Source organism: Pseudomonas hefeiensis, assembly GCF_030687835.1.
Lineage (GTDB): Bacteria > Pseudomonadota > Gammaproteobacteria > Pseudomonadales > Pseudomonadaceae > Aquipseudomonas > Aquipseudomonas hefeiensis.
Map to the genome: position 1 here is coordinate 5,719,545 of NZ_CP117449.1, position 21,663 is coordinate 5,741,207.

25 protein-coding genes are annotated in these 21,663 nt (G+C 55.5%); all 25 read right to left on the reverse strand.

Features of this window, described 5'->3' with window-relative positions; translation table 11 throughout:
• Window positions 1-501 carry a 30S ribosomal protein S5 gene (gene rpsE, locus PSH57_RS25835; protein WP_003186035.1) on the reverse strand — a complete coding sequence of 167 codons (501 nt, stop codon included), beginning with the start codon at window positions 499-501 and terminating at the stop codon, window positions 1-3.
• A 3-nt stretch (window positions 502-504) separates the two neighbouring features.
• Window positions 505-855, reverse strand: coding sequence for a 50S ribosomal protein L18 (gene rplR / locus PSH57_RS25840; RefSeq protein WP_003186037.1), 351 nt, complete (start codon window positions 853-855; stop codon window positions 505-507).
• A 10-nt stretch (window positions 856-865) separates the two neighbouring features.
• Complete coding sequence (rplF, locus tag PSH57_RS25845; protein WP_003186039.1) at window positions 866-1,399, reverse strand: 50S ribosomal protein L6; 534 nt, start codon at window positions 1,397-1,399, stop codon at window positions 866-868.
• A gap of 12 nt (window positions 1,400-1,411) precedes the next feature.
• The gene (gene rpsH, locus PSH57_RS25850) at window positions 1,412-1,804 is read right to left on the reverse strand and encodes a 30S ribosomal protein S8 (RefSeq protein WP_017848802.1); all 393 of its coding nucleotides are present in this window, start codon (window positions 1,802-1,804) and stop codon (window positions 1,412-1,414) included.
• 210 nt (window positions 1,805-2,014) lie between these two features.
• Window positions 2,015-2,320, reverse strand: coding sequence for a 30S ribosomal protein S14 (rpsN, locus tag PSH57_RS25855; protein ID WP_003186042.1), 306 nt, complete (start codon window positions 2,318-2,320; stop codon window positions 2,015-2,017).
• A 13-nt stretch (window positions 2,321-2,333) separates the two neighbouring features.
• Window positions 2,334-2,873: a 50S ribosomal protein L5 gene (rplE, locus tag PSH57_RS25860; protein ID WP_003186044.1), complete on the reverse strand. Its 540-nt coding sequence runs from the start codon at window positions 2,871-2,873 to the stop codon at window positions 2,334-2,336.
• A 20-nt stretch (window positions 2,874-2,893) separates the two neighbouring features.
• Window positions 2,894-3,208 (reverse strand): 50S ribosomal protein L24, encoded by a 315-nt coding sequence (gene rplX, locus PSH57_RS25865; RefSeq protein WP_003186046.1) that lies wholly within the window; start codon window positions 3,206-3,208, stop codon window positions 2,894-2,896.
• Window positions 3,209-3,219: 11 nt separating this feature from the next.
• A complete protein-coding gene (rplN, locus tag PSH57_RS25870; RefSeq protein ID WP_002555479.1) occupies window positions 3,220-3,588 on the reverse strand; it encodes a 50S ribosomal protein L14 in 369 nt (122 codons plus the stop codon).
• A 23-nt stretch (window positions 3,589-3,611) separates the two neighbouring features.
• On the reverse strand, window positions 3,612-3,878 hold the full coding sequence (gene rpsQ / locus PSH57_RS25875; RefSeq protein ID WP_003194644.1) for a 30S ribosomal protein S17: 267 nt from the start codon (window positions 3,876-3,878) through the stop codon (window positions 3,612-3,614).
• A gap of 2 nt (window positions 3,879-3,880) precedes the next feature.
• Complete coding sequence (rpmC, locus tag PSH57_RS25880) at window positions 3,881-4,072, reverse strand: 50S ribosomal protein L29 (RefSeq protein ID WP_002555481.1); 192 nt, start codon at window positions 4,070-4,072, stop codon at window positions 3,881-3,883.
• Complete coding sequence (rplP, locus tag PSH57_RS25885; RefSeq protein WP_003186052.1) at window positions 4,072-4,485, reverse strand: 50S ribosomal protein L16; 414 nt, start codon at window positions 4,483-4,485, stop codon at window positions 4,072-4,074. The genes rpmC and rplP overlap by 1 nt, the downstream gene beginning before the upstream one ends.
• Before the next feature lie 12 nt (window positions 4,486-4,497).
• Complete coding sequence (gene rpsC / locus PSH57_RS25890; RefSeq protein ID WP_003176422.1) at window positions 4,498-5,184, reverse strand: 30S ribosomal protein S3; 687 nt, start codon at window positions 5,182-5,184, stop codon at window positions 4,498-4,500.
• A gap of 13 nt (window positions 5,185-5,197) precedes the next feature.
• Window positions 5,198-5,530, reverse strand: coding sequence for a 50S ribosomal protein L22 (gene rplV, locus PSH57_RS25895; protein WP_003103908.1), 333 nt, complete (start codon window positions 5,528-5,530; stop codon window positions 5,198-5,200).
• An 11-nt stretch (window positions 5,531-5,541) separates the two neighbouring features.
• Window positions 5,542-5,817 carry a 30S ribosomal protein S19 gene (rpsS, locus tag PSH57_RS25900; protein WP_002555486.1) on the reverse strand — a complete coding sequence of 92 codons (276 nt, stop codon included), beginning with the start codon at window positions 5,815-5,817 and terminating at the stop codon, window positions 5,542-5,544.
• Window positions 5,818-5,833: 16 nt separating this feature from the next.
• A complete protein-coding gene (rplB, locus tag PSH57_RS25905; protein WP_003186055.1) occupies window positions 5,834-6,658 on the reverse strand; it encodes a 50S ribosomal protein L2 in 825 nt (274 codons plus the stop codon).
• Between the two features lie 14 nt (window positions 6,659-6,672).
• Entirely contained in the window at window positions 6,673-6,972 is a 300-nt protein-coding gene (gene rplW, locus PSH57_RS25910; protein WP_002555488.1) for a 50S ribosomal protein L23, read from the reverse strand.
• Window positions 6,969-7,571, reverse strand: a complete 603-nt coding sequence (rplD, locus tag PSH57_RS25915) for a 50S ribosomal protein L4 (RefSeq protein ID WP_003186057.1) — start codon at window positions 7,569-7,571, stop codon at window positions 6,969-6,971. Before rplD ends, rplW begins: the two co-directional genes overlap by 4 nt.
• Window positions 7,572-7,583: 12 nt before the next feature.
• Complete coding sequence (rplC, locus tag PSH57_RS25920) at window positions 7,584-8,219, reverse strand: 50S ribosomal protein L3 (protein ID WP_003186059.1); 636 nt, start codon at window positions 8,217-8,219, stop codon at window positions 7,584-7,586.
• An 80-nt stretch (window positions 8,220-8,299) separates the two neighbouring features.
• Window positions 8,300-8,611 carry a 30S ribosomal protein S10 gene (gene rpsJ / locus PSH57_RS25925; RefSeq protein WP_003186070.1) on the reverse strand — a complete coding sequence of 104 codons (312 nt, stop codon included), beginning with the start codon at window positions 8,609-8,611 and terminating at the stop codon, window positions 8,300-8,302.
• A gap of 156 nt (window positions 8,612-8,767) precedes the next feature.
• On the reverse strand, window positions 8,768-9,961 hold the full coding sequence (gene tuf / locus PSH57_RS25930; protein WP_052909674.1) for an elongation factor Tu: 1,194 nt from the start codon (window positions 9,959-9,961) through the stop codon (window positions 8,768-8,770).
• A gap of 30 nt (window positions 9,962-9,991) precedes the next feature.
• On the reverse strand, window positions 9,992-12,097 hold the full coding sequence (fusA, locus tag PSH57_RS25935) for an elongation factor G (protein WP_256233423.1): 2,106 nt from the start codon (window positions 12,095-12,097) through the stop codon (window positions 9,992-9,994).
• Between the two features lie 30 nt (window positions 12,098-12,127).
• Window positions 12,128-12,598 (reverse strand): 30S ribosomal protein S7, encoded by a 471-nt coding sequence (rpsG, locus tag PSH57_RS25940; protein ID WP_003186074.1) that lies wholly within the window; start codon window positions 12,596-12,598, stop codon window positions 12,128-12,130.
• 117 nt (window positions 12,599-12,715) lie between these two features.
• Window positions 12,716-13,087 carry a 30S ribosomal protein S12 gene (gene rpsL / locus PSH57_RS25945; RefSeq protein ID WP_002555494.1) on the reverse strand — a complete coding sequence of 124 codons (372 nt, stop codon included), beginning with the start codon at window positions 13,085-13,087 and terminating at the stop codon, window positions 12,716-12,718.
• Window positions 13,088-13,303: 216 nt separating this feature from the next.
• Complete coding sequence (gene rpoC / locus PSH57_RS25950) at window positions 13,304-17,503, reverse strand: DNA-directed RNA polymerase subunit beta' (RefSeq protein ID WP_305386175.1); 4,200 nt, start codon at window positions 17,501-17,503, stop codon at window positions 13,304-13,306.
• A 64-nt stretch (window positions 17,504-17,567) separates the two neighbouring features.
• A complete protein-coding gene (gene rpoB / locus PSH57_RS25955; RefSeq protein WP_092403439.1) occupies window positions 17,568-21,641 on the reverse strand; it encodes a DNA-directed RNA polymerase subunit beta in 4,074 nt (1,357 codons plus the stop codon).
• Between the last annotated feature and the right edge of the window lie 22 nt (window positions 21,642-21,663).

Genomic DNA, 21,663 nt, shown 5'->3' on the forward strand with positions numbered 1-21,663 from the left:
TCAGAAGATCTCCTTGACGCTTTTGCCACGCTTGGCGGCAATGGATTCAGGAGACTGCATTGCTTTCAAACCCTTGAAAGTGGCGTGAACCACGTTTACCGGGTTAGTCGAGCCGTAGCACTTGGCCAGAACGTTCTGAACGCCGGCAACTTCGAGGACAGCACGCATAGCGCCGCCAGCGATGATACCGGTACCTTCAGAAGCAGGCTGCATGTACACCTTCGAAGCGCCATGGGCAGACTTCATTGCGTACTGCAGAGTGGTGCCGTTCAGATCAACCTGGATCATGTTGCGGCGAGCAGCTTCCATTGCCTTCTGGATCGCAGCAGGCACTTCACGCGACTTGCCACGGCCGAAGCCAACACGCCCTTTACCATCACCTACCACGGTCAACGCGGTGAAAGTGAAGATACGGCCGCCTTTAACGGTTTTGGCTACGCGGTTAACTTGAACCAGCTTCTCGATGTAGCCTTCGTCGCGCTTTTGGTCGTTATTTGACATAACTTAGAACTCCAGCCCAGCTTCACGAGCAGCATCAGCCAGCGCCTTGACGCGGCCGTGGTACTTGAAGCCAGAGCGGTCGAAAGCCACCTGCGAGACGCCAGCGGCTTTAGCACGCGTAGCGACCAGCTGGCCAACCTTAGTGGCCGCGTCGATGTTGCCAGTGGCACCATCACGCAGTTCTTTATCCAAAGTCGAGGCACTTGCCAGGACTTTGTTGCCGTCGGCCGAAATGACCTGGGCGTAGATGTGCTGCGACGAGCGGAACACGCAGAGACGCACGACTTCGAGTTCGTGCATTTTCAGGCGTGCTTTGCGAGCGCGACGCAGTCGAGTAACTTTTTTGTCGGTCATTTGCTATGCCCTACTTCTTCTTGGCTTCTTTACGACGGACGACTTCGTCCGCGTAGCGCACACCTTTGCCTTTGTACGGCTCTGGTGGACGGAAGTCGCGGATCTCGGCGGCCACTTGACCTACCAGCTGCTTGTCGATGCCCTTGATCAGGATATCGGTCTGGCTAGGAGTCTCAGCGGTGATGCCTTCCGGCAGTTCATAATCCACTGGGTGCGAGAAGCCAAGAGCCAGGTTCAGCACTGTGCCTTTTGCTTGCGCCTTGTAACCAACACCGACCAGCTGGAGCTTGCGCTCGAAGCCTTGGCTTACGCCTTGGACCATGTTGTTTACCAACGCACGAGTGGTACCAGCCATTGCGCGAGTCTGTTGATCGCCATTGCGAGCAGCGAAACGCAGCTCACCAGCTTCTTCAACGATCTCAACGGACGAATGGATGTTCAGTTGCAGAGTGCCCTTGGCACCCTTCACCGAAAGCTGTTGGCCTGCGAATTTGACTTCGACACCGGCTGGCAGCTTAACGGGGTTCTTAGCGACGCGTGACATGCTTATCCCCCCTTAGAACACAGTGCAAAGAACTTCGCCGCCGACACCGGCAGCGCGCGCAGCACGATCCGTCATCACACCCTTGTTGGTGGAGACGATAGACACACCGAGACCGCCACGAACTTTTGGCAGATCCTCGACGGACTTGTACTGACGCAGGCCTGGACGGCTAACGCGCTTCACTTCCTCGATGACCGGACGGCCTTCGAAGTACTTCAGCTCGATGGACAGCAGTGGCTTGATTTCGCTGCTGATCTGATAACCCGCAATGTAACCTTCGTCCTTCAGGACTTTGGCAACAGCTACCTTCAAAGTAGAAGATGGCATGCTTACGACGGACTTTTCAGCCATCTGGGCATTACGGATACGAGTTAGCATGTCCGCTAACGGGTCCTGCATACTCATGGGCTAGACGCTCCTAATACACAAAAAATTAGCCTTTCGGCTACTACGTGTCGCCGAGCACATCCGCGCGATAAAAGCACGGGCTCAGGCGAGCCGGGTATTCTAGACACACCCCACAAATGAATCAAGCCCCAAAAGGGGCTTGATTCAAGTTCGAGGTCACCGGCGGTCAGGATCTTGCGACTCTGAACACCGAGACTCTGACATTGCTTACCAGCTGGCTTTAACCAGACCTGGAACGTCACCACGCATTGCAGCTTGACGCAGCATGTTACGGCCGAGGCCGAACTTGCGGTAAACGCCGTGCGGACGACCAGTCAGGCGGCAGCGGTTACGCATGCGCGAAGCGCTTGCGTCACGTGGCTGCTTCTGCAGCGCTACGGTAGCTTCCCAACGCGCTTCTGGACTTGCGTTCAGATCAACGATGATAGCTTTCAGCGCTGCACGCTTGGTGGCGTACTTGGCAACGGTGAGCTGACGCTTCAGCTCACGGTTCTTCATGCTCTTCTTGGCCATTTTCCTACTCCAATCAGTTGCGGAACGGGAATTTGAAAGCGCGCAGCAGTGCGCGACCTTCATCATCCGTCCGAGCAGTGGTGGTCAGGGTAATGTCCAGACCGCGGAGAGCATCGATCTTGTCGTAATCGATTTCCGGGAAAATGATCTGCTCTTTTACGCCCATGCTGTAGTTGCCACGACCATCGAAGGACTTGGCATTCAGGCCGCGGAAGTCGCGAACCCGAGGCAGGGAGATCGACAGCAGACGATCCAGGAACTCGTACATACGCTCACGACGCAGGGTCACTTTGACGCCGATCGGCCAACCTTCACGGACTTTAAAGCCAGCGATGGATTTCCGAGCGTAAGTCACAACGACTTTCTGACCGGTGATCTTTTCCAGGTCAGCAACAGCGTGTTCGATGACTTTTTTGTCGCCGATCGCTTCGCCCAGACCCATGTTCAGGGTGATTTTGGTAACGCGCGGAACTTCCATCACGTTCGAAAGCTTAAGTTCTTCCTTAAGCTTCGGTGCGATTTCCTTCCGGTAAATCTCTTTTAGTCGTGCCATGGTCTTCTACCTAGCAGTGTTCAAGCATCAACCGCTTTTTGGGTCGACTTGAAGACACGAATTTTCTTACCGTCTTCTACTTTGAAACCAACGCGGTCAGCCTTGTTGGTTTCGCCGTTGAAAATGGCGACGTTGGAAGCGTGCAGTGGCGCTTCTTTCTCGACGATACCGCCCTGTACGCCCGACATCGGGTTAGGCTTGGTATGACGCTTGACCAGGTTCAGACCACCAACAACCAGACGGTTGTCAGCGAGAACCTTCAGCACCTTACCGCGCTTACCCTTGTCCTTGCCGGCGATCACGATGATCTCGTCGTCACGACGAATCTTTTGCATGTCGGATCTCCTTACAGCACTTCTGGGGCGAGCGAGACGATCTTCATGAACTTCTCAGTACGAAGCTCACGGGTCACTGGCCCAAAGATACGGGTGCCAATTGGCTCTTGCTTGTTGTTCAACAGAACAGCAGCGTTGCCATCAAAGCGGATGATGGAGCCGTCAGCGCGACGAACACCGTGGCGAGTGCGGACTACAACAGCAGTCATCACTTGGCCTTTCTTCACCTTACCGCGAGGAATTGCTTCCTTGACGGTAACTTTGATGATGTCACCAATACCAGCGTAACGACGATGGGAGCCACCCAGCACCTTGATGCACATAACACGGCGAGCGCCGCTGTTATCGGCCACATCGAGCATGGATTGAGTCTGAATCATATAATTTCTCCGACCCCTAGCCCTTAGACTTCCACAGCGCGTTCGAGAACATCAACCAGCGCCCAAGACTTGGTCTTGGCCATCGGACGAGTTTCACGAATAGTGACTTTGTCGCCGATGTGGCACTGATTGGTTTCGTCGTGCGCGTGCAGCTTAGTCGAACGCTTAACGTATTTACCGTAGATCGGGTGCTTAACGCGACGCTCGATCAGAACGGTGATGGTTTTGTCCATCTTGTCGCTGACAACACGGCCAGTCAGCGTACGGACAGTTTTTTCGGCTTCAGCCATGATTACTTACCTGCCTGCTGGTTGAGCACAGTTTTCACGCGAGCGATGTCACGCTTAACTTGCGAGAGCAGATGAGACTGCCCCAACTGGCCAGTTGCTTTCTGCATACGCAGATTGAACTGGTCGCGCAGCAGGCCGAGCAGTTGCTCGTTCAGCTGCTGTGCTGATTTTTCACGAAGTTCATTCGCTTTCATCACATCACCGTCCGTTTAACAAAGGAGGTGGCGAGCGGCAGCTTTGCAGCAGCCAGGGCGAAAGCCTCACGCGCCAGCTCTTCAGAAACACCCTCGATTTCATACAGGACTTTGCCTGGCTGAATCTGGGCAACCCAGTACTCCACGTTACCCTTACCTTTACCCATCCGAACTTCGAGTGGCTTCTTGGTGACAGGCTTGTCCGGGAATACACGGATCCAGATCTTGCCGCCACGTTTTACGTGACGGGTCAGAGCACGACGCGCTGACTCGATCTGACGAGCGGTGAGACGACCACGAGCAACAGACTTCAGCGCGAACTCGCCGAAGCTGACTTTGCTACCGCGCAATGCCAGGCCACGGTTGTGACCGGTCATCTGCTTGCGGAACTTCGTACGCTTTGGTTGCAACATTTGGCGTACCCCTTACTTAGCAGCTTTTTTACGAGGCGCTGGTGCTTGTGGCTTCAGTTCTTCTTGGCGACCACCAATTACTTCGCCTTTGAAGATCCAAACCTTTACACCGATCACACCATAGGTGGTGTGAGCTTCGTAGTTGGCATAGTCGATGTCGGCACGCAGAGTGTGCAGTGGCACACGCCCTTCGCGATACCATTCAGTACGTGCAATTTCAGCACCGCCGAGACGACCGCTCACTTGGATTTTGATGCCTTTGGCACCAATGCGCATTGCGTTCTGTACAGCGCGCTTCATAGCGCGACGGAACATTACGCGACGCTCCAGCTGCTGAGCTACGCTCTGCGCAACCAGCATACCGTCGAGCTCCGGCTTGCGGATCTCTTCGATATTGATGTGCACAGGCACACCCATTTGCTTGGTCAGGTCCTGACGCAGCTTCTCAACATCTTCACCTTTCTTCCCGATAACGATACCTGGACGAGCGGTGTGGATGGTGATGCGTGCAGTCTGCGCCGGACGATGGATATCGATACGGCTTACGGACGCGCTTTTTAGTTTGTCTTGGAGATACTCACGCACCTTCAGATCAGCGAACAAGTAGTCCGCATAAGTCCGACCGTCTGCGTACCAGACGGAGGTGTGCTCCTTGACGATTCCCAGGCGAATGCCAATGGGATGTACTTTCTGACCCATCTCTTCGACTCCGTTACTTGTCAGCAACCTTGACAGTGATATGGCAAGACCGCTTGACGATGCGATCAGCACGGCCTTTGGCACGTGGCATGATGCGCTTCAGCGAACGCCCTTCGTTGACGAAAACGGTGCTGACCTTCAGGTCATCAACGTCTGCGCCTTCGTTATGCTCGGCGTTGGCTACGGCCGACTCCAGCACTTTCTTCATGATCTCGGCGGCTTTCTTACTGCTGAAAGCCAACAGGTTGAGCGCTTCGCCCACCTTCTTCCCGCGGATCTGGTCGGCGACCAAGCGGGCTTTCTGGGCGGAGATTCGAGCGCCCGACAACTTAGCGGCTACTTCCATTTCCTTACCCCTTAACGCTTGGCTTTCTTGTCAGCCACGTGCCCACGGTATGTGCGGGTACCGGCAAACTCGCCCAGTTTGTGGCCGACCATGTCTTCGTTAACGAGAACTGGGACGTGTTGGCGACCGTTGTGTACTGCGATGGTCAGACCGACCATTTGTGGCAGGATCATCGAACGACGCGACCAGGTCTTAACTGGTTTGCGATCGTTCTTTTCCGCCGCCACTTCGATCTTCTTCAGTAGGTGAAGATCAATAAAAGGACCTTTTTTCAGAGAACGTGGCACTGTCGTATCCCTCTATTTACTTGCGACGACGGACGATCATTTTGTCGGTACGCTTATTACCACGAGTCTTCGCGCCCTTAGTCGGGAAGCCCCATGGCGATACCGGATGACGACCACCAGAGGTACGACCTTCACCACCACCATGTGGGTGGTCAACCGGGTTCATGGCAACACCACGAACGGTTGGGCGAACGCCACGCCAGCGCTTGGCACCAGCTTTACCCAACGAACGCAGGCTGTGCTCGGAGTTCGAGACTTCGCCCAGGGTCGCACGGCACTCAGCCAGTACTTTACGCATCTCACCAGAACGCAGACGCAGGGTCACGTAGACACCTTCACGAGCGATCAGCTGAGCCGAAGCACCAGCGGAACGAGCGATCTGCGCGCCTTTACCTGGCTTCAATTCGATGCCGTGTACGGTGCTACCAACTGGAATGTTACGCAGTTGCAGAGCGTTGCCCGGCTTGATCGGCGCCAAAGCACCTGCGATCAGCTGGTCGCCAGCACTCACGCCTTTAGGGGCGATGATGTAGCGACGCTCGCCATCTGCGTACAACAGCAGAGCGATGTGAGCAGTACGGTTTGGATCGTATTCGATACGCTCGACGGTGGCAGCGATGCCATCCTTGTCGTTACGACGGAAGTCGACCAGACGATAATGCTGCTTATGACCACCACCGATGTGACGAGTGGTAATACGGCCATTGTTGTTACGACCACCAGACTTCGATTTTTTCTCGAGCAGCGGTGCGTGAGGAGCGCCTTTATGCAGCTCCTGGTTGACCACCTTGACCACAAAACGGCGGCCAGGGGAAGTCGGTTTGCATTTAACGATTGCCATGATGCACCCCTTCCTTACTCAGCACTGCTGCTGAAATCGAGATCTTGGCCTGGTTGAAGGGAGATAACTGCCTTCTTCCAGTCATTACGCTTGCCCAGACCGCGAGCAGTACGCTTGCTCTTACCCAGAACGTTCAGGGTAGTAACGCGCTCTACTTTCACGCTGAACAGGCTTTCGACGGCCTTCTTGATTTCCAGCTTGGTTGCGTCAGTAGCAACCTTGAAAACGAACTGGCCTTTCTTGTCTGCCAGAACCGTAGCCTTCTCGGAAACGTGCGGGCCAAGCAGAACTTTAAATACGCGTTCCTGGTTCATCCCAGCAGCTCCTCGAATTTCTTCACGGCCGACACGGTGATCAACACCTTGTCGTATGCGATCAGACTGACCGGATCGGAACCTTGCACGTCACGAACATCAACGTGTGGCAGGTTGCGAGCAGCCAGGTACAGGTTCTGATCAACAGCGTCAGACACGATCAGGACATCAGTCAGGCCCATGCCGTTCAGCTTGTTCAGCAGATCTTTGGTTTTCGGTGCTTCAACAGCGAAGTCCTGAACCACGACCAGACGATCAGTACGCACCAGCTCAGCAAGGATGGAACGCATTGCTGCGCGATACATCTTCTTGTTCAGCTTCTGGGAGTGATCCTGAGGACGAGCTGCAAAAGTGGTACCGCCGCCACGCCAGATTGGGCTACGGATAGTACCGGCACGAGCACGGCCAGTACCTTTCTGACGCCATGGGCGCTTACCGCCACCAGAAACGTCGGAACGGGTCTTTTGCTGCTTGCTACCTTGACGGCCGCCAGCCATGTAGGCCACGACTGCTTGGTGAACCAGCGTCTCGTTGAATTCGCCGCCAAATGTCAGTTCGGAAACTTCGATCGCTTGAGCGTCATTTACATTTAATTGCATGTCAGCTTCCCCTTAACCGCGAGCCTTGGCTGCTGGACGTACAACCAAGTTGCCGCCAGTAGCGCCAGGAACAGCGCCCTTGACCAACAACAGATTGCGTTCAGCGTCCACGCGCACTACTTCGAGGGACTGCACGGTCACGCGCTCAGCGCCCATATGACCGGACATTTTTTTGCCCTTGAATACACGACCAGGAGTCTGGCACTGGCCGATAGAGCCTGGAACGCGGTGGGATACGGAGTTACCGTGGGTATTATCTTGCCCGCGGAAGTTCCAACGCTTGATCGTACCCTGGAAGCCTTTACCCTTGGACTGACCGGTTACATCAACCAGTTGACCAGCAGCGAAGATTTCAGCGTTGATCAGATCGCCGGCCTGGTACTCGCCTTCTTCAAGGCGGAATTCCATTACGGTACGACCAGCGGCAACGTTCGCCTTGGCGAAGTGGCCAGCTTGAGCAGCTGTTACACGCGAAGCACGACGCTCGCCGACAGTGACTTGCACTGCACGATAGCCATCGGTCTCTTCAGTTTTGAACTGGGTGACGCGATTCGGCTCGATCTCAATGACCGTGACCGGAATGGAGACACCTTCTTCGGTGAAAATACGGGTCATACCGCATTTACGACCGACTACACCAATAGTCATGTTGTAAACCTCATGAGTGTACGGGGCTTTCACCCGCTATGGCCGCCCATTTCAGAGCGTTACACGACCAAGACCGAGTCTTAGCCGAGGCTGATCTGCACTTCCACACCGGCCGCAAGATCAAGCTTCATAAGTGCATCAACGGTTTTATCCGTTGGCTGGACGATGTCCAGAACGCGCTTATGAGTACGGATCTCGTACTGGTCACGCGCGTCTTTGTTGACGTGCGGGGAGACCAGAACGGTGAACCGTTCTTTACGGGTAGGCAGTGGAATTGGACCACGCACTTGAGCACCAGTACGTTTCGCGGTTTCCACGATTTCCTGGGTGGATTGGTCGATCAGGCGATGGTCAAAAGCCTTCAACCTGATACGGATTTGCTGATTTTGCATTGGATTTCAGACTCCGGCTGCTATTCCCACCGAGCGCAATACGCCCGTTAAAAGGAGGCGCAATTCTATAGACGACCCATATAGGTGTCAACCCAATAAAAAAGCCCCCGCTAAGCGAGGGCTTTTTCAATTCATCAAAGCTTGCTGAAAAAGAGCTTACTCGATGATTTTGGCTACGACGCCAGCGCCGACGGTACGACCGCCTTCACGGATAGCGAAACGCAGACCGTCTTCCATTGCGATGGTCTTGATCAGGGTGACAACCATTTTGATGTTGTCGCCCGGCATTACCATTTCAACGCCTTCCGGCAGTTCGCAGTTACCGGTCACGTCAGTGGTCCGGAAGTAGAACTGTGGACGGTAGCCTTTGAAGAACGGAGTATGACGGCCGCCTTCTTCCTTGCTCAGAACGTACACTTCAGCTTCGAACTTGGTGTGCGGCTTAACCGAACCTGGCTTAACCAGAACCTGGCCACGCTCAACGTCGTCACGCTTGGTACCACGCAGCAGAACGCCGCAGTTCTCGCCAGCACGACCTTCGTCGAGCAGCTTACGGAACATTTCAACACCGGTGCAGGTGGTGACGGTGGTGTCACGCAGACCAACGATTTCCAGTGGATCCTGAACCTTGACGATACCGCGCTCGATACGACCGGTTACAACAGTACCGCGACCCGAGATCGAGAATACATCTTCGATTGGCATCAGGAACGGCTTGTCGATAACACGGACTGGATCTGGAATGTAGCTGTCCAGAGTCTCAACCAGCTTACGAACGGCAGTGGTGCCCATTTCGTTGTCGTCTTGGCCGTTCAGAGCCATCAGAGCCGAACCGATGATGATCGGAGTGTCATCACCTGGGAAGTCGTAAGTGCTCAGCAGGTCGCGCACTTCCATCTCAACCAGTTCCAGCAGCTCAGCGTCGTCAACCATGTCAGCCTTGTTCAGGAAGACAACGATGTACGGAACGCCTACCTGACGGGACAGCAGGATGTGCTCACGGGTTTGTGGCATCGGACCATCAGCGGCCGAACAAACCAGGATAGCACCGTCCATCTGGGCAGCACCGGTGATCATGTTCTTCACATAGTCAGCGTGACCTGGGCAGTCAACGTGAGCGTAGTGACGGATCAGCGAGTTGTATTCAACGTGCGCGGTGTTGATGGTGATACCACGAGCCTTTTCTTCCGGAGCGCTGTCGATTTTGTCGAAAGCAACAACGGCCGAACCGAAAACTTCGGAGCAGACGCGAGTCAGAGCAGCAGTCAGAGTGGTTTTACCGTGGTCAACGTGACCAATGGTGCCAACGTTGACGTGCGGTAGGGAACGATCAAATTTTTCTTTAGCCACGACAATTAACTCCTTGCCTAAAGGGCTGAATCAGCCTTGCTTTTTGGTAACAGTTTCGACGATATGCGACGGAGCTGTATTGTATTTTTTGAATTCCATAGAGTAGCTTGCGCGACCCTGAGACATGGAACGAACGTCGGTCGCGTAACCGAACATTTCACCCAACGGAACCTCGGCGCGAATAACCTTGCCGGAAACCGTATCTTCCATACCCAGAATCATGCCACGACGACGGTTAAGGTCGCCCATGACATCACCCATGTAGTCTTCAGGCGTAACGACTTCTACCGCCATGATCGGCTCGAGCAACTCACCACCGCCCTTCTGGGCCAGTTGCTTGGTTGCCATGGAAGCAGCCACCTTGAACGCCATCTCGTTGGAGTCGACGTCGTGGTAAGAACCATCAAACACAGTTGCCTTCAGGCCGATCAGCGGATAGCCGGCAACAACGCCGTTCTTCATCTGCTCTTCGATACCCTTCTGGATCGCCGGGATGTATTCCTTAGGAACCACACCACCTACGACTTCGTTCACGAATTGCAGACCTTCCTGACCTTCATCAGCCGGTGCAAAACGGATCCAGCAGTGACCGAACTGACCACGACCACCGGACTGGCGAACGAACTTGCCTTCGATTTCACAGTTCTTCGTGATGCGCTCACGATAGGAAACCTGAGGCTTGCCGATGTTGGCTTCGACGTTGAACTCACGGCGCATCCGGTCAACCAGGATGTCCAGGTGCAACTCGCCCATGCCGGAGATGATCGTTTGACCAGTCTCTTCATCAGTCTTAACGCGGAAAGATGGATCTTCCTGAGCAAGTTTGCCCAGAGCGATACCCATTTTTTCCTGGTCATCCTTGGTCTTAGGCTCAACGGCAACCGAAATAACCGGCTCCGGGAAGTCCATGCGAACCAGGATGATTGGCTTGTCGCCGTTGCACAAAGTCTCACCCGTGGTGACGTCCTTCATGCCGATCAAGGCCGCGATGTCACCAGCGCGCACTTCCTTGATCTCTTCGCGGGCGTTTGCGTGCATTTGCACCATACGACCCACGCGCTCTTTCTTGCCTTTTACCGAGTTGATCACGCCGTCGCCGGAGTTCAACACGCCCGAGTAAACCCGAACAAAGGTCAAGGTACCCACGAATGGGTCGGTAGCGATCTTGAACGCCAGAGCCGAAAACGGCTCATTGTCGTCTGCATGACGCTCCAGCTCGATAGTCTCGTCATCCGGGTCGGTACCCTTGATGGCAGGAATGTCGGTCGGCGCAGGCAGGAAGTCGATAACGGCGTCGAGAACCAGGGGAACACCCTTGTTCTTGAAGGAAGAACCGCAAACAGCCAAGACGATTTCGCCAGCGATGGTGCGCTGACGCAGAGCAGCCTTGATTTCCTCGTTGGTGAGTTCTTCACCCTCGAGGTACTTGTTCATCAGCTCTTCGTTGGCTTCGGCCGCAGCCTCTACCATGTTGCCACGCCACTTCTCGGCTTCTTCCAGCAACTCTGCAGGGATGTCCTTGCGAACAGGAACCATACCCTTGTCAGAATCATTCCAGTAGACAGCTTGCATGTTGATCAGATCAATCTGACCCTGGAAGTTGTCTTCGGAACCGATAGCCAGCTGGATCGGCACCGGAGTGTGACCCAGGCGCTGCTTGATCTGAGCGATCACGCGCAGGAAGTTGGCACCAGCACGGTCCATCTTGTTTACATAAACAAGACGTGGAACGCCGTATTTGTTGGCCTGACGCCATACGGTTTCCGACTGAGGCTCAACACCCGAGGTGCCGCAGAACACAACCACAGCGCCGTCGAGTACACGCAAGGAACGCTCAACTTCAATGGTGAAGTCTACGTGACCCGGGGTGTCGATGACGTTGAAGCGGTGCTCATCCTTGTACTGCTTCTCGGAACCCTTCCAGAAGGCGGTAATGGCAGCAGAAGTAATGGTAATACCACGCTCCTGCTCCTGCACCATCCAGTCGGTGGTCGCGGCGCCATCATGCACCTCGCCCATCTTGTGACTTTTGCCAGTGTAAAAAAGGACGCGCTCAGTGGTGGTGGTTTTACCAGCATCCACGTGGGCAACGATACCGATGTTACGGTAGCGATTAATCGGTGTAGTACGAGCCATAAAGCCCTCGCAAATTGAGTGACGCTAGAATTAGAAGCGGTAGTGCGAGAAAGCCTTGTTGGCTTCAGCCATACGGTGCACGTCTTCACGCTTCTTAACTGCAGCACCTTTACCTTCAGCAGCGTCCAACAGTTCGCCAGCCAAACGCAGAGCCATGGACTTCTCACCGCGCTTGCGGGCGAAGTCTACCAGCCAGCGCATTGCCAGGGCGTTACGACGGGACGGACGAACTTCGACCGGAACCTGGTAAGTAGCACCGCCTACACGGCGCGACTTCACTTCGACCAGCGGAGCGATGGCGTCGAGAGCTTTCTCGAAGATTTCCAGGGGATCGCTGTTCTTGCGTTCCTTAACTTTGTCCAGTGCGCCATAAACAATACGCTCGGCAACGGCTTTCTTGCCGCTTTCCATTACGTGGTTCATGAACTTGGCGAGAATCTGGCTTCCGTACTTCGGATCGTCCAGAATCTCACGTTTGGCTGCTACGCGACGTCTTGGCATTGATAAGCCCTCAAACGGTCTTCAGGTTCGCTCGGAATCGGTGCCCTTGCGGGACGCCTCCGACCTTACTCTTATCGACTCAAAAAATAGAAAATCAGTTTTTACAAAAAGCCGCTACTACTTAGGCTTCTTGGTACCGTACTTCGAACGACCCTGGTTACGACCTTTAACGCCGGAGGTATCCAAGGAACCGCGAACGGTGTGGTAACGAACACCTGGCAAGTCTTTTACACGACCGCCGCGGATCAGTACCACGCTGTGCTCTTGCAGGTTGTGGCCTTCACCACCGATGTACGAGGAAACCTCGAAACCGTTGGTCAGACGCACACGGCATACTTTACGCAGTGCCGAGTTAGGTTTTTTCGGCGTGGTGGTATACACACGGGTGCATACGCCACGACGTTGCGGGCAGTTCTGCAGCGCAGGCACGTCGGATTTCTCGACGATACGCTTACGCGGCTGACGTACCAGCTGGTTGATAGTTGCCATCTACTAGCTCCACTGTTGTCTTGCGACGCTATTGTCTTACAAGAAAAGCAAAATGGCAGGAACGAATTCCCGCCAAATTTAGGGGATCAAGAGTCTAAAGAGGATCTTGTTCCCAGTCAAGGCAAGGCCCCGACCTCCCCGCTCGCCGGATCTCGACAATTTGTCTCGATCCAGCAAGCGGGATGACCAGGGCCAGGCACTTAATTACCGCAGAACTCAGTTACCGCTCGAGTTCAGTGCTTCGGTCAGTGCAGCTTCCACTTCACTGGCGCTTACGCGCAACGGCTTGTCTGCATCACGACGACGCTTGCGCTCGCTGTGATAGGCCAAACCGGTACCAGCCGGGATCAGACGACCCACGACTACGTTTTCTTTCAGGCCACGCAGGTAATCGCGCTTGCCGGTTACCGCCGCTTCGGTCAGTACACGGGTGGTTTCCTGGAAGGAAGCCGCCGAGATGAACGATTCGGTGGACAACGACGCCTTGGTGATACCCAGCAGCACGCGAGTGAACTTGGAGACGAACTTGTCTTCCGTCGCCAGACGCTCGTTTTCTACCAGTACGTGAGTCAGTTCCATCTGGTCGCCCTTGATGAAACTCGAATCGCCGGATTCAGCGATCTCAACTTTACGCAGCATCTGACGCAGGATGGTCTCAATGTGCTTGTCGTTGATCTTCACGCCTTGCAGACGGTAAACGTCCTGAATCTCGTTCACGATGTACTTGGCCAGCGCACTTACGCCCAACAGACGCAGGATGTCGTGTGGATCGCTCGGACCGTCGGAGATAACTTCGCCGCGGTTTACCTGTTCGCCTTCGAAGACGTTCAGGTGACGCCACTTCGGAATCAGCTCTTCGTACGGATCGCTACCGTCGTTCGGAGTGATGACCAGACGGCGCTTGCCCTTGGTCTCTTTACCGAACGCAATGGTGCCGCTGACTTCAGCCAGAATCGAAGCCTCTTTCGGACGACGAGCTTCGAACAAGTCGGCAACACGCGGCAGACCACCGGTGATGTCGCGGGTTTTCGAAGTTTCCTGCGGGATACGGGCGATAACATCACCGATCGCGATCCGCGCACCGTCCGCCACACCGACCAGGGCGTTGGCTGGCAGGAAGTACTGAGCGATAACGTCAGTGCCTGGCAGCAACAGATCCTTGCCGTTGTCGTCGACCATCTTCACGGCCGGACGGATGTCCTTGCCAGCAGCTGGACGATCTTTCGCATCCAGTACTTCAATGTTGGTCATACCGGTCAATTCGTCGGTCTGACGCTTGATCGTGATGCCTTCTTCCATGCCCACGTAGGTCACGGTACCTTTCATTTCGGTCACGATCGGGTGGGTGTGCGGATCCCACTTGGCGACGATGGCGCCAGCATCGACCTTGTCACCTTCTTTAACCGAAATCACAGCACCGTACGGCAGCTTGTAACGCTCGCGCTCACGACCGAAATCGTCAGCGATTGCCAACTCACCGGAACGCGATACAGCCACCAGGTGACCGTCGACGCGCTCTACGTGCTTGAGGTTGTGCAGACGAACAGTACCGCCATTCTTCACCTGGACGCTGTCGGCCGCGGAGGTCCGGCTTGCCGCACCACCGATGTGGAACGTACGCATCGTCAGCTGGGTACCCGGCTCACCGATGGACTGGGCAGCGATAACGCCGACCGCTTCACCGATATTCACCTGGTGACCACGAGCAAGGTCGCGACCGTAGCACTTGGCGCAGATGCCGTAGCGGGTTTCGCAGCTGATCGGCGAACGCACGATCACTTCATCGATGCTGTTGAGCTCGATGAACTCGACCCACTTTTCGTCAACCAGGGTGCCGGCAGGAACGATCACGTCCTCGGTACCTGGCTTGAATACGTCACGGGCAATAACACGACCCAATACGCGCTCACCCAGCGGCTCTACAACGTCACCGCCTTCAATGTGCGGCGTCATCACCAGGCCATGCTCGGTGCCGCAATCGATCTCGGTCACGACCAGATCCTGGGCAACGTCTACCAGACGACGAGTCAGGTAACCGGAGTTCGCCGTTTTCAACGCGGTATCGGCAAGACCCTTACGAGCACCGTGAGTGGAGATGAAGTACTGGAGTACGCTCAAGCCTTCACGGAAGTTCGCAGTAATCGGGGTCTCGATGATGGAACCGTCCGGCTTGGCCATCAGGCCACGCATACCGGCGAGCTGACGGATCTGCGCAGCAGAACCCCGTGCGCCCGAGTCGGCCATCATGTACATCGAGTTGAAGGATTCCTGGTCGACTTCGTTGCCATGACGGTCGATGACTTTCTCTTTCGAGAGGTTGGCCATCATCGCCTTGGATACTTCGTCGTTCGCCTTGGACCAGAGGTCGATCACCTTGTTGTACTTCTCGCCCTGGGTAACCAGGCCGGAGGCGTACTGACTTTCGATCTCTTTCACTTCTTCGGTAGCAGCACCGATGATGCGGGCTTTTTCATCCGGGATAACGAAGTCGTTAACACCGATGGAAACGCCGGAAATGGTCGAATAGGCAAAACCGGTGTACATCAACTGGTCAGCGAAGATCACAGTCTCTTTCAGACCAACCACGCGGTAGCACTGGTTGATCAGCTTGGAGATTGCCTTTTTCTTCATCGGCAAGTTGACGACGTCGTAGGACAGGCCTTTTGGCACAACCTGGAACAACAGGGCACGGCCGACAGTGGTGTCGACGATACGGGTGTTGGTCACGCTGCCACCGTCACGATCATTCACGGTTTCGTTGATCCGCACCTTGACCTTGGCGTGCAGTGCGGCTTCGCCAGCACGGAACACACGGTCAACTTCCTGCAGATCCGCGAACACACGACCTTCGCCCTTGGCGTTGATCGCTTCACGCGTCATGTAGTACAGACCCAATACAACGTCCTGCGACGGAACAATGATTGGCTCACCGTTGGCTGGCGACAGGATGTTGTTGGTCGACATCATCAACGCACGCGCTTCCAACTGGGCTTCCAGCGTCAGCGGTACGTGCACGGCCATTTGGTCGCCGTCGAAGTCGGCGTTGTACGCAGCACAGACCAGCGGGTGCAGCTGGATAGCCTTACCTTCGATCAGTACCGGTTCAAATGCCTGGATACCCAGACGGTGAAGCGTCGGTGCACGGTTGAGCAGCACTGGGTGTTCGCGAATCACTTCGGCGAGAACGTCCCAAACCTCTGGCAGCTCGCGCTCGACCATCTTCTTGGCGGCCTTGATGGTGGTCGCCAGACCACGCATTTCCAGTTTGCCGAAGATGAACGGCTTGAACAGCTCGAGTGCCATTTTCTTAGGCAGACCGCACTGGTGCAGACGCAGGGTCGGACCTACGGTAATTACCGAACGACCGGAGTAGTCAACACGCTTACCGAGCAAGTTCTGACGGAAACGACCCTGTTTACCCTTGATCATGTCAGCCAGGGATTTCAGAGGACGCTTGTTCGAACCCGTAATAGCGCGACCACGACGACCGTTGTCGAGCAGTGCATCGACAGCTTCCTGCAACATACGCTTTTCGTTGCGCACGATGATGTCCGGAGCGGACAGATCAAGCAGGCGCTTCAAGCGGTTGTTACGGTTGATTACCCGACGATACAGATCGTTGAGGTCGGAAGTCGCAAAACGACCGCCATCGAGCGGAACCAGTGGACGCAGGTCTGGCGGCAGAACCGGCAGAACGGTCAGCACCATCCACTCTGGCAGGTTGCCGGAACCCTGGAAGGCTTCCATCAACTTCAGACGCTTGGACAGCTTCTTGATCTTGGTTTCGGAGTTGGTTTGCGGAATTTCTTCACGCAGACGGCCAATCTCGTGCTCCAGGTCGATCGCGTGCAGCAGTTCGCGGACAGCTTCGGCACCCATGCGGGCATCGAAATCGTCGCCAAACTCTTCCAGCGCTTCGAAGTACTGCTCGTCGTTGAGCAACTGCCCTTTTTCAAGGGTGGTCATGCCCGGGTCGATAACGACATAGCTCTCAAAATAGAGAACGCGTTCGATATCACGCAGGGTCATGTCCATCAGCAAGCCGATACGGGACGGCAGCGATTTCAGGAACCAGATGTGGGCAACCGGCGAAGCCAGCTCGATGTGCGCCATGCGCTCACGACGAACTTTGGCCAGCGCGACTTCAACGCCGCACTTCTCGCAGATCACACCACGGTGCTTCAAGCGCTTGTACTTACCGCACAGGCACTCGTAATCCTTTACCGGGCCAAAGATCTTGGCGCAGAACAGGCCGTCACGCTCGGGTTTGAACGTACGGTAGTTGATGGTTTCCGGCTTTTTAACTTCACCGAACGACCACGAACGGATCATCTCAGGCGAGGCCAATCCGATACGGATGGCGTCGAACTCTTCGACTTGACCCTGGTTTTTCAGCAAATTCAGTAGGTCTTTCAAGGCCTTTCCTCCTGGCGGAGCAGAGAGCGGGCAGAACAGCCCCGCTCTCGATTCGCGTCACGTGTTATTCGGTTTCCAGATCGATATCGATGCCGAGGGAACGAATTTCCTTGATCAACACGTTGAAAGACTCGGGCATGCCCGGCTCCATACGGTGATCGCCGTCCACGATGTTTTTGTACATCTTGGTCCGGCCGTTCACATCGTCCGACTTCACTGTGAGCATTTCTTGCAGAGTGTATGCAGCACCGTACGCTTCCAGTGCCCAGACCTCCATCTCCCCGAAACGCTGACCACCGAACTGCGCCTTACCACCCAGCGGCTGCTGGGTAACCAGGCTGTAAGAACCGGTAGAACGAGCGTGCATCTTATCGTCTACCAAGTGGTTCAGCTTCAGCATGTACATGTAGCCAACGGTAACCGGGCGCTCGAACTTGTTGCCGGTACGGCCGTCGAACAGCTGCATCTGGCCGCTTTCTGGAAGGTCTGCCAGTTTCAGCATGGCCTTGATTTCGCTTTCCTTGGCACCGTCGAACACCGGAGTTGCCATTGGAACGCCGCCGCGCAGGTTCTTCGCCAGATCCAGGATTTCCTGGTCGGAGAAAGTATCCAGCTCTTCGTTGCGGCCGCCGATCTCGTTGTAGATCTCGTGCAGGAACTTACGCAGGTCAGCGACCTTGCGCTGCTCTTCGATCATACGGTTGATCTTCTCGCCCAGACCTTTGGCCGCGAGGCCCAGGTGGGTTTCGAGGATCTGACCAACGTTCATACGCGAAGGTACGCCCAACGGGTTGAGGACGACGTCAACCGGGGTGCCATTGGCATCGTGCGGCATGTCTTCAACCGGCATGATCACGGAGACCACACCTTTGTTACCGTGACGACCGGCCATCTTGTCGCCCGGCTGGATGCGACGACGGATTGCCAGGTAAACCTTGACGATTTTCAGCACGCCTGGAGCCAGGTCATCGCCCTGCTGCAGTTTGCGCTTCTTATCTTCGAACTTGTCGTCCAGCAGACGGCGGCGATCAACGATATAGGCCTGGGCCTTCTCGAGCTGCTCGTTCAGAGCATCTTCAGCCATGCGCAGTTTGAACCACTGGCCATGCTCAAGACCGTCGAGAACTTCGTCGGTGATTTCCTGACCTTTCTTCAGGCCGGCGCCGCCTTCGGCTTTGTGGCCGACCAGAGCGGAGCGCAGACGCTCGAAAGTTGCGCCTTCAACGATACGGAACTCTTCGTTCAGGTCCTTGCGGATCTCGTCGAGTTGAGTCTTCTCGATAGACAGTGCACGAGCATCACGCTCTACACCGTCGCGGGTGAAGACCTGTACGTCAATGACGGTACCCTTGGTGCCGGTAGGCACACGCAGAGAGGTGTCTTTAACGTCGCTGGCTTTTTCACCGAAGATGGCACGCAGCAGTTTTTCTTCCGGAGTCAGTTGAGTCTCGCCCTTCGGAGTGACCTTACCAACCAGGATGTCGCCTGCGCCTACTTCAGCACCTACGTAAACGATACCGGCTTCGTCCAGCTTGTTCAGTGCGGCTTCACCCACGTTAGGGATGTCCGCAGTGATTTCCTCTGGGCCAAGCTTGGTGTCACGAGCCACACAGGTCAGTTCCTGAATGTGGATCGTGGTAAAGCGATCTTCCTGAACAACACGCTCGGACAGGCAGATGGAGTCTTCGAAGTTGAAGCCGTTCCATGCCATGAACGCGATGCGCATGTTCTGGCCCAGTGCCAGTTCACCCATATCGGTGGACGGACCGTCCGCCATGATGTCGCTACGCTGAACCCGATCACCCTTGCTCACCAGCGGACGCTGGTTGATGCAGGTGTTCTGGTTGGAGCGGGTGTATTTGGTCAGGTTGTAGATGTCGACACCGGCTTCGCCAGTTTCAACTTCATCATCAGCAACACGAACCACGATACGGCTGGCGTCGACGGAGTCGATCACGCCACCACGACGAGCCACGACGCAAACGCCGGAGTCACGGGCAACGTTACGCTCCATGCCAGTACCTACCAGCGGCTTGTCGGCACGCAGGGTCGGTACAGCTTGACGCTGCATGTTCGAACCCATCAATGCACGGTTGGCGTCGTCGTGCTCAAGGAACGGAATCAGCGACGCCGCCACCGAAACAACCTGCTTGGGCGAAACGTCCATCAAGGTGACGTCTTCCGGCGCCTTGACGGTGAACTCGTTCAGGTGACGAACAGCTACCAGCTCGTCGATCAGCTGACCTTTTTCGTTCATGGTCGCCGAAGCCTGAGCGATCACATGATCGGCTTCTTCGATAGCGGACAGGAACACGATCTCGTCGGTCACCAGGCCTTCTTTCACCACACGGTACGGGCTCTCGAGGAAGCCATACTGGTTGGTGCGGGCATAGGCTGCCAGCGAGTTGATCAGACCGATGTTCGGACCTTCCGGCGTTTCAATCGGGCATACACGACCGTAGTGAGTCGGGTGTACGTCACGAACTTCGAAGCCTGCGCGCTCACGGGTCAGACCGCCCGGGCCGAGTGCAGAGACACGACGCTTGTGGGTAATCTCCGACAGCGGGTTGTTCTGGTCCATGAACTGGGACAGCTGGCTCGATCCGAAGAACTCCTTCACCGCCGCAGCCACTGGCTTGGCGTTGATCAGGTCTTGCGGCATCAGGCCTTCGCTTTCAGCCATCGACAGACGTTCCTTGACCGCGCGCTCTACACGCACCAGGCCAACACGGAACTGGTTCTCGGCCATCTCGCCTACGCAGCGAACACGACGGTTACCCAGGTGGTCGATGTCATCGACGATGCCTTTACCGTTACGGATGTCGACCAAGGTCTTGAGCACCGCAACGATGTCGTCCTTGTTCAGCACGCCCGAACCTTCGATTTCGGTACGACCGATACGACGGTTGAACTTCATCCGGCCGACCGCAGACAGGTCATAGCGCTCAGGGCTGAAGAACAGGTTGTTGAACAGGGTCTCGGCTGCGTCTTTGGTTGGCGGCTCGCCAGGACGCATCATGCGATAGATCTCGACCAGGGCTTCCAGCTGGTTGCCGGTGGAGTCGATCTTCAGCGTGTCGGAGATAAACGGACCGCAGTCGATATCGTTGGTGTACAGAGTTTCAATGCGAACAACCTGGGCCTTGGCGATTTTTGCCAGGATCTCGGTGTTCAGCTCGGTGTTGCACTCTGCCAGGATTTCGCCGGTTGCCGGATGCACGATGACCTTGGCCGTGGTGCGACCCAGGACGTAGTCCAGAGGTACCTGCAGCTCTTTGATCCCGGCTTTTTCCAGCTGGTTGATGTGGCGAGCGGTGATACGACGACCCTGCTCGACAATAACCTTGCCTTTATCATCCTGGATATCGAGGACAGCGATTTCACCGCGCAGACGCTGAGGCACCAGTTCCAGGCTGAGGTTTTCACCTTGCACGTGGAAGACGTTGGTGGTGTAGAACGCGTCCAGCACTTCCTCGGTGGTATAGCCGAGCGCACGCAGCAGTACCGATGCAGGCAGCTTGCGGCGACGGTCGATACGCACGAATACGCAGTCTTTCGGGTCGAACTCAAAGTCCAGCCACGAACCGCGGTAAGGAATGATGCGCGCGGAATAAAGCAGTTTGCCGGAGCTGTGCGTCTTGCCACGGTCGTGGTCGAAGAACACGCCCGGAGAACGGTGCAGCTGGGAAACGATTACACGCTCGGTACCGTTAATTACGAAGGTACCGTTCTCAGTCATCAGGGGGATTTCACCCATGTAGACTTCTTGCTCTTTGATGTCCTTGATCGCTTTGTTCGACGATTCTTTGTCGAAAATGATCAGGCGCACTTTTACCCGCAAAGGTACGGCGTAAGTCACACCGCGCAATACGCATTCTTTGACATCAAATGCCGGTTCGCCCAGGCGATAACCGACGTACTCCAGCGCAGCATTGCCGGAGTAGCTGATGATCGGGAAAACGGATTTGAAGGCCGCATGCAGGCCCACGTCGCGGAACTGATCTTTAGTCGCTCCCGCTTGCAAGAATTCACGATACGAATCCAGCTGGATGGCCAGGAGGTACGGCACATCCATGACGTCCGGCAACTTGCTAAAGTCCTTGCGGATACGTTTTTTCTCAGTATATGAGTAAGCCATCAGCGTTCCCCAGCTTGGTCAC